Source organism: Pseudomonas sp. NPDC007930 (genome assembly GCF_042958985.1).
Lineage (GTDB): Bacteria > Pseudomonadota > Gammaproteobacteria > Pseudomonadales > Pseudomonadaceae > Aquipseudomonas.
This window is the reverse complement of the sequence record NZ_JBIBKC010000001.1, coordinates 700808-714640: the sequence shown is the minus strand read 5'-3', so window position 1 is coordinate 714640 and position 13833 is coordinate 700808. Positions and strand designations below refer to the sequence as shown.

At 65.7% G+C, this 13833-nt stretch carries 7 protein-coding genes; 3 read left to right on the top strand and 4 right to left on the bottom strand.

Annotated elements, in window-relative coordinates; genetic code table 11:
• Window positions 1–32 precede the first annotated feature (32 nt).
• The gene (locus ACFZCE_RS03260; protein WP_390936016.1) at window positions 33–878 is read left to right on the top strand and encodes a 23S rRNA (adenine(2030)-N(6))-methyltransferase RlmJ; all 846 of its coding nucleotides are present in this window, start codon (window positions 33–35) and stop codon (window positions 876–878) included.
• A 161-nt stretch (window positions 879–1039) separates the two neighbouring features.
• On the opposite strand, the gene msrA is transcribed toward ACFZCE_RS03260, so the two are convergent.
• The 4 genes from msrA to aceE all read right to left on the bottom strand — a co-directional run bounded on the left by msrA (window position 1040) and on the right by aceE (window position 9426).
• Window positions 1040–1687, bottom strand: a complete 648-nt coding sequence (msrA, locus tag ACFZCE_RS03255) for a peptide-methionine (S)-S-oxide reductase MsrA (RefSeq protein WP_390936014.1) — start codon at window positions 1685–1687, stop codon at window positions 1040–1042.
• Window positions 1688–1755: 68 nt separating this feature from the next.
• Window positions 1756–4443: an EAL domain-containing protein gene (locus ACFZCE_RS03250; RefSeq protein ID WP_390936012.1), complete on the bottom strand. Its 2688-nt coding sequence runs from the start codon at window positions 4441–4443 to the stop codon at window positions 1756–1758.
• A 370-nt stretch (window positions 4444–4813) separates the two neighbouring features.
• A complete protein-coding gene (gene aceF / locus ACFZCE_RS03245; protein WP_390936010.1) occupies window positions 4814–6766 on the bottom strand; it encodes a dihydrolipoyllysine-residue acetyltransferase in 1953 nt (650 codons plus the stop codon).
• 11 nt (window positions 6767–6777) lie between these two features.
• Window positions 6778–9426 (bottom strand): pyruvate dehydrogenase (acetyl-transferring), homodimeric type, encoded by a 2649-nt coding sequence (gene aceE, locus ACFZCE_RS03240; protein ID WP_390936008.1) that lies wholly within the window; start codon window positions 9424–9426, stop codon window positions 6778–6780.
• Window positions 9427–9809: 383 nt separating this feature from the next.
• Here aceE and glnE point away from each other — a divergent pair, with 383 nt between their 5' ends.
• Window positions 9810–12734 carry a bifunctional [glutamate--ammonia ligase]-adenylyl-L-tyrosine phosphorylase/[glutamate--ammonia-ligase] adenylyltransferase gene (gene glnE, locus ACFZCE_RS03235; RefSeq protein ID WP_390936007.1) on the top strand — a complete coding sequence of 975 codons (2925 nt, stop codon included), beginning with the start codon at window positions 9810–9812 and terminating at the stop codon, window positions 12732–12734.
• 48 nt (window positions 12735–12782) lie between these two features.
• Window positions 12783–13832, top strand: a complete 1050-nt coding sequence (gene waaF / locus ACFZCE_RS03230; protein ID WP_390936005.1) for a lipopolysaccharide heptosyltransferase II — start codon at window positions 12783–12785, stop codon at window positions 13830–13832.
• Window position 13833: the final 1 nt, after the last annotated feature.

The window sequence follows — 13833 nt, the reverse complement described above, 5'->3', positions numbered from 1 at the left end:
CTTATCTGGCTGCCCGGCCAACAGAAGGCTTCATGAATTACCGCCACGCGTTCCATGCCGGCAACCATGCCGACGTTTTCAAGCACATCCTGCTCACCCGCCTGCTCGGGCTGTTTTCGCGCAAGGAGCAGCCCTTCGCCTACCTCGACAGCCACGCCGGGCTGGGCCTGTATGACCTGCAAGGCGACCAGGCCAGCCGTACCGGTGAATACCTCGAAGGCATTGCCCGGGTCTGGGCGCTGGGTGACCAGGTGCCGGCCGCCGCCGCGGATTACCTGCGCATTGTGCGCAAGCTCAACCCCGATGGCGAGCTGCGCTACTACCCCGGCTCGCCAGAGTTGGCCCGGCGCCTGGCGCGCCAGCAAGACCGCGTGCTGCTCAACGAAAAACACCCCGAAGACGGCCAGTTGCTCAAGGAGAACTACCAGCGCGACCCGCGCGTGACGGTGCACCTGGGCGAAGGCTGGCACCTGCCGCGGGCCTTGCTGCCGGTGGCGGAAAAACGCGCGATCATGCTGATCGACCCGCCCTTCGAGCAGCTCGATGAGCTGAACCGCTGCGCCCAGGCGATGAAAGAGGCGATAGGCCGCATGCGCCAGACCATCGTCGCGGTGTGGTACCCGATCAAGGACGACGTACGCCAGATGCGCCGGTTTCATCAGGAGCTGACCAGCACCGGCGCGCCCAAGCTGCTGCAGGTAGAGTTGCTGGTGCACCCGCGCGACAAGGCGCAAAGCCTGAACGGCTCGGGCATGGCCATCGCCAACCCGCCGTGGGGGCTAGAGGAAGAGCTGAAAGAGCTGCTGCCCTGGTTGGCCAAGACCTTGGGGCAGAGCGAGGGGAGCTGGAAGATGGAGTGGGTGATCGCCGAGCGCTAACGCGCTAGCGGCAAGTCGCAAGCTGCAAGCTGCAAGCTGCAAGCGGCAAGCGGCAAGCGGCAAGCCACAAGCCACAAGCCACAAGCCGTGGTGTGTGGTGTGTCACCGCATGCCCAGGCACTGACCTTGCAGCTTGAAGCTTGAAGCTTGCCCTGCCGGCCTCAAGCCGGCAAGCACACCCCGGTGCCACCAATCCCGCAATACCCCTCCGGGTTCTTCGCCAGGTACTGCTGGTGGTAGGTTTCGGCATAGAAAAACGCCGGCGCCATCTGCACTTCAGTGGTAATGCCGCCCAGGCCGGCATTGGCCAGCTCCGCTTGGTACTGTTCACGGCTGGCCAGCGCCGCATGCAGCTGTGCTTCGCCGGTGCAGTACAGCACCGAGCGGTACTGGGTGCCGATGTCGTTGCCCTGGCGCATGCCCTGGGTGGGGTTGTGGGACTCCCAGAACACCTTGAGCAGGTTCTCGTAGCGGGTTTGCGCCGGGTCGAAGGCCACCAGCACCACCTCGGTGTGGCCGGTCAGGCCGGAGCACACTTCTTCGTAGGTGGGGTTAGGGGTAAAGCCGCCGGCATAGCCCACCGCGGTGCTGTACACCCCGGCCTGCTGCCACAGGCGGCGCTCGGCGCCCCAGAAGCAGCCGAGGCCGAAGTAGGCGACTTCGGTGCCCTCGGGGAACGGCGCCTGCAGGCGGTGGCCGTTGACAAAGTGCTCGGCCGGCACCGCCATCGGCGTGTCGCGGCCAGGCAGTGCTTGCTGCGCGCTGGGCAGTTCGCTTTTGTTCACGAGGATTTCCGAACGCAGGACCATGGCCTTCTCCTTCGAAGCAATGCAGTCACTCAATAGACCGCGTAGTTTGCCTGAGGGTTTGCCGGCTGTCAGGCCGGCGGGCCTTTGGGGTAGCGGCGCAGGGTGGTGATGAGGTCTTGCGAGGGGATCGGCCGGTCGAACAGGTAGCCCTGGCCCACGTCGCAGCGGTGGCGGCGCAGGAACGCCAGTTGCTCGGCGGTTTCGATGCCTTCGGCGACCACCTTCAGCTTGAGGTTGTGGGCCATGGCGATCACCGCCGAGGTGATTTCCATGTCGTCCTGGTTGTCCGGGATTTCATGGATGAAGCTGCGGTCGATCTTGATCACGTCGATGGGGAATTTCTTCAGGTAACTCAGCGACGAGTACCCGGTGCCGAAGTCGTCCATCGCCAAAGACAAACCCAGCGCCTTGAGCTGGCCCAGCAGCAGGCGGGTGTCTTCGGTGGCTTCGAGCAGCAGGCCTTCGGTCAGCTCGAGCTCGAGCAGGTGCGGCGCCAGTTGTTCTTCCTGGAGGATGTTGCCGATGGTGGCGACCAGGTCGGGGTCGGAGAACTGCTTGGGCGAGAGGTTGATCGCCACTTGCAGCGGGCCGAAGCCGTTGGCGGTGAGCAGCTTGCTCATGGCGCAGGCCTGGCGCACCACCCACTTGCCGATCGGGATGATCAGGCCGGTTTCCTCGGCCACGCTGATGAACTGGTCCGGGCGGATCATCCCGCGCTCGGGGTGGTTCCAGCGTAGCAGGGCCTCCATGCCCAGCAGGCGGCCGGTGCGCAGGCACAGCTTGGGCTGGTAGAACACCTCCAGCTCGTTCTGCGCCAGGGCGCGGCGCAGGTTGTTCTCCACGAACAGCTTGTAGTTGGCCTCGGCATTCAGCGCTTCGGTGAACACCTGCACCTGGTGCTTGCCGTTGGCCTTGGCCTTGTGCAGCGCCAGGCCGGCGTTTTTCATTAGGGTTTGCGGGTCGTGGCCATGCAGCGGCGCGCAGGCCAGGCCCACCGAGGCGGTGACGTTGATCAACTGGTTGTCGACGAACATCGGTTTGTCGAGGGTCTTGAGCACCTGCAGGGCGATCTGCAGCCCGGTGTCCGGGTCGGTGGCGTCGAGCAGCACGGCGAATTCGTTACTGGCAAAGCGCGCCAGGGTGCCACTGGGGCTCAGGCTGTTGCGCAGGCGCCGGGCCAGGCTGATCAGCAGTTTGTCGCCGGTCTGGTGGCCGAGGCTGTCGTTGATGCGCTTGAAGTTGTCGATGTCGACCAGCATCAGCGCGATCGGGTTGCCGGCGTCGCTGGCGAAGCGCTCGTCGAGGCTGCGGATGAACGCCGGGCGGTTGCCCAGGTTGGTCAGGTTGTCGGTGTAGGCCAGGCGCTCGATGCGCTGCTGCGCCAGTTTGGCCTGGGTGATGTCTTCGTAGATGCCGATGTAGTGGGTCAGCTCGCGCTGGTCGTTGAATACCTTGGAAATCGACAACTGGCCCCAGTAGGGTTCGAGGTTCTTGCGCCGGCTTTTGAACTCGCCCTGCCAGCTGTTGCTGCGGGCCAGCGCCGAGGGCGCGTCGAACAACAACTCGCTGAGGTTTTCCAGCGCTGGCAGCTCGGCCAGGCGGTGGCCCTGCACCTCATCGGTGCTGTACTGGGTGATCGCCGTGAAGCTGGGGTTCACGTATTCGACGATGCCGTCGCAATTGACCAGCAAGAAGGCGTTGGCGCTCTGCTCCACGGCCCGTTGGAACAGGTTCAGCGCGCTGGTGGCGGCGCGGCGGTTCTGGTTGGTGATCACCTGGGCGAACTGGTCGGCCAGCTCGCCGGCAAAGGCCACCTCGTCGGATTGCCACGGGCGCGACTCACCGCGCTGCTCCAGGCACAGCACGCCCACCACCTGGCCGTCGACGCGCACGCTGGCGTCGAGAATGGCGTTGACGTTGCGCCCGGCCAGGCGCGCGGCCAGCTCGTGGGTGCGCGGGTCGCCGCGGGTGTTGTCGGCGTCGATGGCGCGGCTGCTGTGCAGCGCTTCGAGGTAATCAGGGAAAGTCGAGGCGTCGATCGGCTCGGGCACGCTGTATTCGTTGCGCTGCATCGACCACGAGGTGATCGGCATCATCCACTTGCCGTCGAGCATCCACAGGCTGGCGCAGTCGATGCCGTAGATGTCGCAGGCGCTGCGGGTGATCAGCTCGCCGGCCTCGAGCAGCGGGTCGTTGGTCACGTAGCGCTGGCGCGCCAGGCGCAGGATCAAATCCTGCTGAGCGCGCACCCGTTCCAGGTGCTGCAGCTGCGCCAGTTGGGCGCGCTGGTTCAGCTCCAGGGCCAACTGCAGGCGCCCGGCATGGCCGCTGGCCTCCACGGCATTGCTGTTGGCGTTGATCACGTCATCGACCACCATCAGGTAGCCGCGCAACAAGTGCCGGTTGTGCTGGCGGTACGGTTCGCCCAGTTCGAGGATGTTCAGCGGCCCGGCGGTGGCGTGCAGGGTGTAGCGCACCAGGTAATAGCTGCGGGTGGCCAGTTGTTGCTCGATGGCATCGTGCAACTGGTAGCGCGCTTCGGGCTCCATCAGGCTGGCGTAGGGGGCGCCGATCAGCGCGCACAGGTCCGACGCGGGCAGGCCGAAGTCACGTTCGCAATTGGGGTCGAGGTACAGCATTGCCCAGTTAGGCTCATGAAGGCGCTCGAAACGCAGCATGCCGAGGCGCGAAGGCACCGGCAATTGCGTCACTACCTCGGCTGCCATGCGCGTGGCAGCATCCGGCTGGCTTTTCATCGAGAGCTCACTTCAAAAGTTCGGGTCGCTGACCGGCGGGTGTTTTGAGCACCGCGTGCAGCAAGGTTGCATCATGGCGAGGGCGCTGACAAGCGTCGGCGCTGGCCAAATGCCTCCATCTGGCAGACAGTTATGGGGTTTTCTTCACGAACGGTAGCAAATGTAGGGCTGCTGTTACCGTCGGCAGAATGGAGATGCCCATAAGATCGGCCGCCTTGAGCAAAATTCCATAGTGGCACAATGATTTCTCGATACATAAAAAATATCGAGTAGGCCGGTGCTCCTTGCCGGGGCGCCGGGCCTGCCCAAACGGCAAAAAAAAACCGCCCCTTGCGAGGGCGGTTTTTGAGTCAGGCACAGGCCCGAAGGGTTACAGCAGCATCGTGCGGATGTCGGTCAGTACATCGCCCAGGCGCTTGGTGAAGCGCGCGGCCGCGGCGCCGTTGATCACACGGTGATCGTACGACAGCGACAGCGGCAGCATCAGCCGTGGCTGGAACGCCTTGCCATCCCACACCGGCGCCATGGCGGCCTTCGAAACCCCCAGGATCGCCACTTCCGGCGCGTTGACGATCGGCGTGAAGCCGGTGCCGCCAATGTGCCCGAGGCTGGAGATGGTGAAGCAGGCGCCCTGCATGTCGTCCGAAGAAAGCTTCTTGGTGCGGGCTTTTTCGGCCAGCGCCGCGGCTTCGGCCGCCAGTTGCAGCAGGCTCTTCTGGTCGACGTTCTTGATCACCGGCACCAGCAGGCCATCAGGGGTGTCGACCGCGAAGCCGATGTGCACGTACTTCTTGCGGATGATCGCCTTGCCGCTTGGGGCGAGCGAACTGTTGAAGTCCGGCAGCTCCTTGAGCAGGTAGGCGCAGGCTTTGAGCAGCAGCGGCAGTACGGTCAGCTTCACGCCGGCTTTTTCCGCCACGGCCTTCTGCGCCACGCGGAAGGCTTCGAGCTCGGTGATGTCGGCCTGGTCGAACTGGGTCACGTGGGGCACGTTCAGCCAGCTGCGGTGCAGGTTGGCGGCGCCAACTTGCATCAGGCGGGTCATCGGCACTTCTTCGATTTCACCGAAGCGGCTGAAGTCGACGGTCGGGATCGGCGGGATGCCGGCGCCGCCGGTGGCCGCAGCGGCGGCCGCCGGAGCGTCCTTGGCCTTGGTCATGATCGCCTTCACGTAGGCCTGCACGTCTTCTTTCATCACCCGGCCATGGCGGCCGCTGGCGCTGACTTGGGCCAAGTCGACACCAAACTCGCGCGCCAGTTGGCGTACCGCCGGGCCCGCGTGCACCTTGGCGCCAGAAGCGGCAGGGGCAGCGGCAGGTGCGGCAGCCGGAGCGGCGGCGGGCTTGGCGGCTTCAGCCTTGGCCGGCGCGGCGGCCGCTGCCGGGGCTTGGGCCGGGGCTGCCGCCGGGGCGGCGCCCTTGACCTTCAGCTTGAGGATCAGGTCACCGGTGCCCACTTCGTCTTCGAGCTTGACGCTGATGCTCTCGACCACGCCAGCGGCCGGAGACGGGATCTCCATGCTGGCCTTGTCGGACTCCAGGGTGATCAGCGACTGGTCGGTTTCGACGGTGTCGCCGGCCTTGACCAGCAGCTCGATGATCTTCGCCTTGCCGGCCGAGCCGATGTCCGGGACTTTGATGTCCTGCACGCTGTCGGCGGCGGCTGCCGCGGGAGCAGCGGCCGGCGCGGCGGCGGCTTTTTCCTCGGCGGCCGGCTTCGGCGCCTCGGCGGCCGGGGCGCTGGCGCCAGCGGCACCCTTGAGCACCAGGATCAGGTCGCCGGTGCCGACTTCGTCGTTGAGCTTGACGCTGATGCTCTCGACCACGCCGGCGGCCGGAGACGGGATCTCCATGCTGGCTTTGTCCGACTCCAGGGTGATCAGCGACTGGTCAGCCTCGACCGTGTCGCCCACCTTGACCTGGATCTCGATCACCTGGGCTTTGCCCGACGAGCCGATGTCCGGCACGTTGATCGGTTGCGCCGCACCACCGCCAGCAGCCGGCGCCGCGGGGGCGGCGGCCGGTGCCGGGGCAGGCGCTTCGGCCTTGGCTTCAGCGGCCGGGGCCGGTTCGGCAGCCGCTTGGCTGCCACCTTCGGTTTCCAGCTCGATCAGTTCGTCGCCTTCCTTCAGGCTGTCACCGATCTTGACCTTGATGGCCTTGACCACGCCGGCTTTCGGCGCGGGCACTTCCATGCTGGCCTTGTCGGACTCCAGCGCAACCAGGCTTTGTTCAGCCTCGATGCGGTCGCCCACCTTGACCAGGATTTCAATCACTTCACCCGCACCGCTGCCGATGTCGGGTACGCGAATCAATTCACTCACGATGCGTCTCCTCAGCAGTCCAGCGGGTTGCGTTTTTCAGGGTCGATGCCGAACTTGGTGATGGCCTCGGCCACAACCTTACGCTCGATTTCACCCCGGTCGGCCAGCGCTTCGAGCGTGGCCAGCACAACCCAGCGGCGGTCTACTTCGAAGAAGTCACGCAGCTTGCGGCGGCTGTCGCTGCGGCCGTAGCCGTCAGTGCCCAGCACTTTGAATTCCTTCACCGGCACCCACTGGCGAATCTGTTCGGCGAACAGCTTCATGTAGTCGGTGCTGGCAACCACCGGGCCTTTACGGCCGTTCAGGCACTGCTCGACGTAGCTCAGTTTCGGCTCGTCGCCCGGGTGCAGGCGGTTGCTGCGCTCAACGGCCAGGCCGTCGCGGCGCAGTTCGTTGAAGCTGGTCACGCTCCACACGTCGGCACCGATGTTGTAGTCGTTGCGCAGGATCTTCGCCGCTTCACGCACCTCGTTGAGGATGGTGCCGCAGCCCAGCAGTTGCACGTGGTGCGCCGCTTCGCGCTTGTCTTCTTCGAGCAGGTACATGCCCTTGATGATCCCGGCTTCCACGCCTTCCGGCATGGCCGGCTGGTGGTAGTTCTCGTTCATCACGGTGATGTAGTAGTAGATGTTTTCCTGCTTTTCCATCATCCGGTAGGTGCCTTCGCGCATGATCACCGCCAGCTCGTAAGCGTAGGTGGGGTCATAGCTGCGCACGTTGGGGATGGTGCTGGCGAGGATGTGGCTGTGGCCGTCTTCGTGCTGCAGGCCCTCGCCGTTGAGCGTGGTGCGCCCGGAGGTGCCGCCCAGCAGGAAGCCGCGGGTCTGGCCGTCGCCGGCTGCCCAGGCCAGGTCACCGATACGCTGGAAGCCGAACATCGAGTAGAAGATGTACACCGGCAGCATCGGGGTGTTGTAGTTGCTGTAGGCGGTACCCGCGGCGATGAACGAGGAGAACGCGCCGGCCTCGTTGAGGCCTTCCTGGAGGATCTGGCCGTCTTTCTCTTCGCGGTAGTACATCACCTGGTCGCGGTCGACCGGCTCGTACAGTTGGCCGACAGGCGAGTAGATACCCAGCTGGCGGAACATGCCTTCCATGCCGAAGGTACGGGCTTCGTCGGCGAGGATCGGGACGATGCGCTTGCCCAGTTCCTTGTCTTTCACCAGCGAGGCGAGGATCCGCCCGAACGCCATGGTGGTGGAGATTTCGCGGTCGCCCGAGCCGTCGAGTACCGACTTCAGGGTTTCCAGCGGCGGCGTTGGGATGCTGATGTTGCCGCGGTTGCGCTGTGGCAGGCTGCCGCCGAGTTTCTCGCGGCACTTGCGCAGGTATTTCATTTCTGCGCTGTCTTCGGCCGGGCGATAGAACGGCAGGGTTTCCAGCTCGGAGTCGTTCAGCGGAATGTCGAAGCGATCGCGGAATTTCTTCAACGACTCGATATCGACCTTCTTGGTGTTGTGCGCGGTGTTTTTCGCTTCACCGGCGCCGGTACCGTAGCCCTTGATGGTCTTGGCCAGGATGACCGTCGGCTGGCCCTTGTGGTTGACCGCCTGGTGGTACGCCGCGTAGACCTTGTACGGGTCGTGGCCGCCACGGTTGAGCTTCCACACTTCGTCGTCGGAAAGGTTCTCGACGCGCTTGAGCAGCTCCGGGTCGTCGCCGAAGAAGTGCTTGCGCACGTAGGCGCCGTCTTTGGCCTTGTAGTTCTGGTACTCGCCGTCGATGGCTTTGTCCATGCGGCGCTGCATCAGGCCGTCGTCGTCCTGGGCGAACAGTGGGTCCCACATGCGGCCCCAGATGACCTTGTTGACGTTCCAGTTGGCGCCGCGGAACACGCCTTCGAGTTCCTGGATGATCTTGCCGTTACCACGCACCGGGCCGTCGAGGCGCTGCAGGTTGCAGTTGATGACGAAGATCAGGTTGTCGAGGTTCTCGCGGCCGGCCAGGGAGATGGCGCCGAGGGTTTCCGGCTCGTCGCACTCGCCGTCGCCGATGAAGCACCAGACCTTCTGCTTGCCGGCGGGGATGAAACCGCGGTTTTCCAGGTACTTCATGAAGCGCGCCTGGTAGATCGCGGTGATCGGGCCCAGGCCCATCGACACGGTCGGGAACTGCCAGAAATCGGGCATCAGGTGCGGGTGCGGGTACGACGACAAGCCGCCGCCGTCGACCTCCTGGCGGAACTTGAGCATTTGCTCTTCGCTCAAGCGGCCTTCGAGGAAGGCGCGAGCGTAGATGCCCGGCGAGGCGTGGCCCTGGTAGTAGATCAGGTCGCCGCCGTGTTCTTCGGTCGGGGCCTGGAAGAAGTAGTTGAAACCGATGTCGTACAGGGTGGCGCTGGAGGCGAAGGTGGAGATGTGGCCGCCCAGGTCAGGGTCCTGCATGTTGGCGCGCATGACCATCGCCAGTGCGTTCCAGCGCACGATCGAACGGATCCGGCGCTCCATGAACAGGTCGCCAGGCATGCGTGCTTCGCGGGTCACCGGGATGGTGTTGCGGTACGGGGTGGTAATCGAATACGGCAGCTGCGTACCACTTCGCGTGGCCAGCTCACCCAGGCGCGTCATCAGGTAGTGCGCGCGTTCTTCGCCTTCCTTGTCGAGTACGGATTCCAGGGCGTCCAGCCATTCCTGGGTTTCGACGGGATCGAGGTCTTGCATGGCTTGCTCCAGGGCGGAAAGGCCACCAGAATCGATGGCCTGAGTTGCGACTGGCCTTGTGGGCAGACGATATTGAATTCTTGGATTTACCGGAGGTTCGCCCGGCGGGCTGTAGTTTTACTACAAATCAATTCGCATTTCATGCCTGTGGGCGGCATGGGGAGTAGTAATACTACACATGGTTGCCCCCCTAAGCATCGGCGGGTTGTGAGCATAATCGATCCTGTGGGTCAAAAATAAGTCTGTCGTGAGGGCTTGTTGATGCGTACTGCCAAGTTTCACCTTTTTTACGCAATTTTTAATCTTTGTTCGACAGTCGGCTCAGCCGATACCCCCGCCTTTGTGCCTCAAAACGCCGGTTTTCGCGGCTTGAAGGATAGACCATGAGCCTGCCGACGATGGGCGATGTGCCTGCGAGTTTCAACGCATTGGTCAACGACCAGCGCGCAGCGTTCAAGGCCGCCGCCGGGCCGGCCTGTGAGGGTTGGGACGGCGCCCGTTGGGCGGCGTTCGACCGCGTGCTGGCGCTGAGCGACTTCGCCGCCGAGCAGGTGCGCCGGCAGCCGGCGATGCTGGCGGCGCTGGCGGCCAGTGGCGAACTCGACCGCGCCCTGGCCCCGGGCGAGCTGCGCGGGCAGATCGCCGCGGCCGTTGCCGAGGCCGCCAGCGAAGACGACCTCGGCCGTGTGCTGCGCCAGCAGCGCAACCGGCAACAGGTGCGGATCATCTGGCGCGACCTCAACCGCCAGGCTGATCTGGCGCAAACCTGCCGCGACCTGTCGGCGCTTGCCGATGCTTGTATAGATGAGGCATATATATGGTTGTACCCACGCCACTGCCAACAGTTCGGCGTACCCACCGGCCGGCGCAGCGGCGCTGCCCAGCACATGGTGGTGCTGGGCATGGGCAAGCTGGGCGCGGGTGAGCTGAACCTCAGCTCGGACATCGACCTGATCTTCGCCTACCCCGAGGGCGGCGAAACCACCGGCGCCAAGCGCGCGCTCGACAACCAGGAATTCTTCATCCGCCTCGGCCAGCGCCTGATCAAAGCGCTGGACCCCGTCACCGCCGAAGGCTTCGTGTTCCGCGTAGACATGCGCCTGCGCCCGTACGGCTCGGCCGGCGCGCTGGTGCTCAGCTTCAACGCCCTGGAGCAGTACTACCAGGACCAAGGCCGCGACTGGGAACGCTACGCGATGATCAAGGCGCGGGTGGTGGCCGGCGACGCCGCCGCTGGCGCGCAGTTGCTGGAAATGCTGCGCCCGTTCGTGTACCGCCGTTACCTCGACTTCTCCGCGATCGAAGCGCTGCGCACGCTCAAGCAGCTGATCCAGCAGGAAGTTCGCCGCAAGGGCATGGCCAACAACATCAAGCTCGGCTCGGGCGGCATCCGCGAGGTCGAGTTCATCGCCCAGGCGTTCCAGTTGATCCACGGCGGGCGCGACCTCAGCCTGCAGCAGCGGCCGCTGCTGAGCGTGCTGGCCACCCTCGAGGGCCAGGGTTACCTGCCGGCGGCGGTGGTTGCCGAGCTGCGCGAGGGTTACTGCTTCCTGCGCTACACCGAGCACGCCCTGCAGGCGATCGCCGACCGCCAGACGCAAACCCTGCCCGATGACCCGCGCGACCAGGCGCGGGTGGCGGCGATGCTCGGCTTCGACAGTTGGGAGAGTTTCGAAGAGCGCCTCGGCCATTGGCGCCTGCGCGTGGCCTGGCACTTCCAGCAGGTGATCGCCGACCCCGACGAAGACCCGGCCACCCCTGCCGAGGAAGTGGCCGGCGCCGAATGGCTGCCGCTGTGGGAAGACAACCAGGCCGAAGAGGCCGCTTGCCGGCAGTTGCAGCACGCCGGCTTCAGCGACCCGCAACGCGCCCGCAAACAACTCGATGAGCTGCGCAACAGCGGCTCGTTGCGGGCCATGCAGCGCATCGGCCGCGAGCGGCTCGATGCGTTCATCCCGCGGCTGCTGGCGCAGGCGGTGGAGCACGGCGACCCCAACCTGGTGCTCGAGCGCGTGTTGCCGCTGGTCGAAGCGGTCGCCCGGCGCTCGGCGTACCTGGTGCTGCTGACGGAAAACCCCGGCGCCCTGCGCCAGTTGCTCACCCTCTGCGCGGCCAGCCCGTGGATCGCCGAGCAGATCGCCCGCTTCCCGCTGTTGCTCGATGAGCTGCTCAACGAGGGCCGGCTGTTCAGCCCGCCCCAGGCCCCGGCGCTCAAGGCCGAGCTGCACGAGCGCCTGGCGCGGATCCCTGAGGATGACCTCGAGCAGCAGATGGAAGCGCTGCGCCACTTCAAGCTGGCCCACAGCCTGCGCGTGGCCGCCTCGGAAATCGCCGGCACGCTGCCGCTGATGAAGGTCAGTGACTACCTGACCTGGCTCGCCGAGGCGATTCTCGAGCAGGTGCTGGCCCTGGCCTGGCGGCAAACCGCCGCCCGCCACGGTACCCCACGGCGCGCCGACGGCGGGCTGTGCGCCCCGGCCTTCGCCATCGTCGGCTACGGCAAGGTCGGCGGGATCGAACTGGGCCACGGCTCGGACCTCGACCTGGTGTTCATCCACGAGGGCGACCCGCAGGCCGAAACCGACGGCGCCAAGCCGATCGACGGCGCGCAGTTCTTCACCCGCCTGGGCCAGCGGATCATCCACCTGCTCACCGCCCAGACCAACTCCGGCCAGCTCTACGAGGTCGACATGCGCCTGCGGCCGTCTGGCGCGGCGGGGCTGCTGGTCAGCTCGCTGGGCGCGTTCGAGCGTTACCAGTTGCAGGAAGCCTGGACCTGGGAACACCAGGCGCTGGTGCGGGCGCGGGTGCTGGTGGGCGACCCCCAGGTGGCCGAGGGCTTCGAGCGGCTGCGGGCCAAGGTGCTGGGGCAAAGCCGTGAGCAGGCGCCGCTGGCCGAGCAGGTCAGCCAGATGCGCGCGAAGATGCGCGACAACCTCGGCACCCGGGCCACCGAGGCCGGGCGCGGGGCGAATGCCTTCGACGGCACGGCGGCGTTTGACCTCAAGCAAGACGCCGGAGGTATCGTCGATATCGAATTTATGGTGCAATACGCGGCTTTGGCGTGGTCCGGCGCACACCCGGCGCTGCTGCGCTACACCGATAACATCCGCATCCTCGAAGGCCTGGAGCAGGCCGGGCTGTTGTCACCCAGCGACGCCGCACTGCTGCGCGAGGCCTACAAGGCCTACCGCTCCGCCTCGCACCGGCTGGCCCTGCAAAAGCAACCGGCGAAGGTGCCGGCGGACCAGTTCGAAGCCGAGCGGCGCGCGGTGATGCGCATCTGGGCAGGCCTTGGGCTGGAGTAAGATGGCAAGCGGCAGGCATCGGGCCTGCCGCGCGTTTTCCGGAAACCTATGAGAATTCTGATCATCGGGCCCAGTTGGGTCGGCGACATGGTGATGGCCCAGACACTGTTCCAGTGCCTGAAGCAGGTGCACCCTGCCTGCCAGATCGACGTGCTCGCCCCCGACTGGAGCCGGCCCATCCTCGAGCGCATGCCCGAGGTGCGCCAGGCCTTGAGCTTCCCGCTCGGCCACGGCGTGCTCGGCTTGGCCAGCCGCCGGCGCATCGGCCGCCAGCTCAAGGGCCAGTATGACCAAGCCATCCTGCTGCCCAACTCGCTCAAGTCGGCGCTGGTGCCGTTTTTCGCCGGCATCCCCACGCGCACTGGCTGGCGTGGCGAGTACCGTTACGGCCTGCTCAACGACCTGCGCCAGCTCGACAAACAACGCTACCCGCTGATGATCGAGCGCTTCATGGCCCTGGCCTTTGCCCCCGGTGCCCTGCTGCCTGACCCGTACCCGCAGCCGCGGCTGCGCATCGAGCCGGCCAGCCAGGCGGCGGCGCTGGCCAAGTTCGGCCTGGAGCTCGACCGCCCAGTGCTGGCGCTGTGCCCTGGCGCCGAGTTCGGCGAGGCCAAGCGCTGGCCCTCGGAGCACTACGCCGCGGTCGCCGAAGCGCGCATTCGCCAAGGCTGGCAGGTGTGGATTTTCGGCTCGAAAAAAGACCACCCCGTGGGCGAGGCGATCCGCGAGCGGTTGATCCCGGGCCTGCGCGAGGAGGCGGTGAACCTCTGTGGCGAAACCGCCCTGAGCGAGGCGATCGACCTGATGGCCTGCGCCGGCGCGGTGGTGAGCAACGACTCCGGCCTGATGCACGTGGCCGCCGCGCTCAACCGCCCGCTGGTGGCGGTGTACGGTTCCACCTCGCCGGGCTTCACCCCACCGCTGGCCGACCAGGTCGAGGTGGTGCGCCTGGGCCTCGACTGCAGCCCGTGCTTCGACCGCACCTGCCGTTTCGGCCATTACAACTGCCTGCGCCTGCTTGACCCGCAACGCGTGATCGACGCGCTGGGGCAAATCGAAGGGCCGCAGGTTGTCGACATCCTGGCCGGGGCAGACTGAC

Coding starts and splice junctions, on each gene's coding strand:
- ACFZCE_RS03260 (WP_390936016.1), top strand. CDS start 33: ATGAATTACCGCCACGCGTTCCATGCCGGCAACCATGCCGACGTTTTC.
- msrA (WP_390936014.1), bottom strand. CDS start 1,687: ATGGTCCTGCGTTCGGAAATCCTCGTGAACAAAAGCGAACTGCCCAGC.
- ACFZCE_RS03250 (WP_390936012.1), bottom strand. CDS start 4,443: ATGAAAAGCCAGCCGGATGCTGCCACGCGCATGGCAGCCGAGGTAGTG.
- aceE (WP_390936008.1), bottom strand. CDS start 9,426: ATGCAAGACCTCGATCCCGTCGAAACCCAGGAATGGCTGGACGCCCTG.
- glnE (WP_390936007.1), top strand. CDS start 9,810: ATGAGCCTGCCGACGATGGGCGATGTGCCTGCGAGTTTCAACGCATTG.
- waaF (WP_390936005.1), top strand. CDS start 12,783: ATGAGAATTCTGATCATCGGGCCCAGTTGGGTCGGCGACATGGTGATG.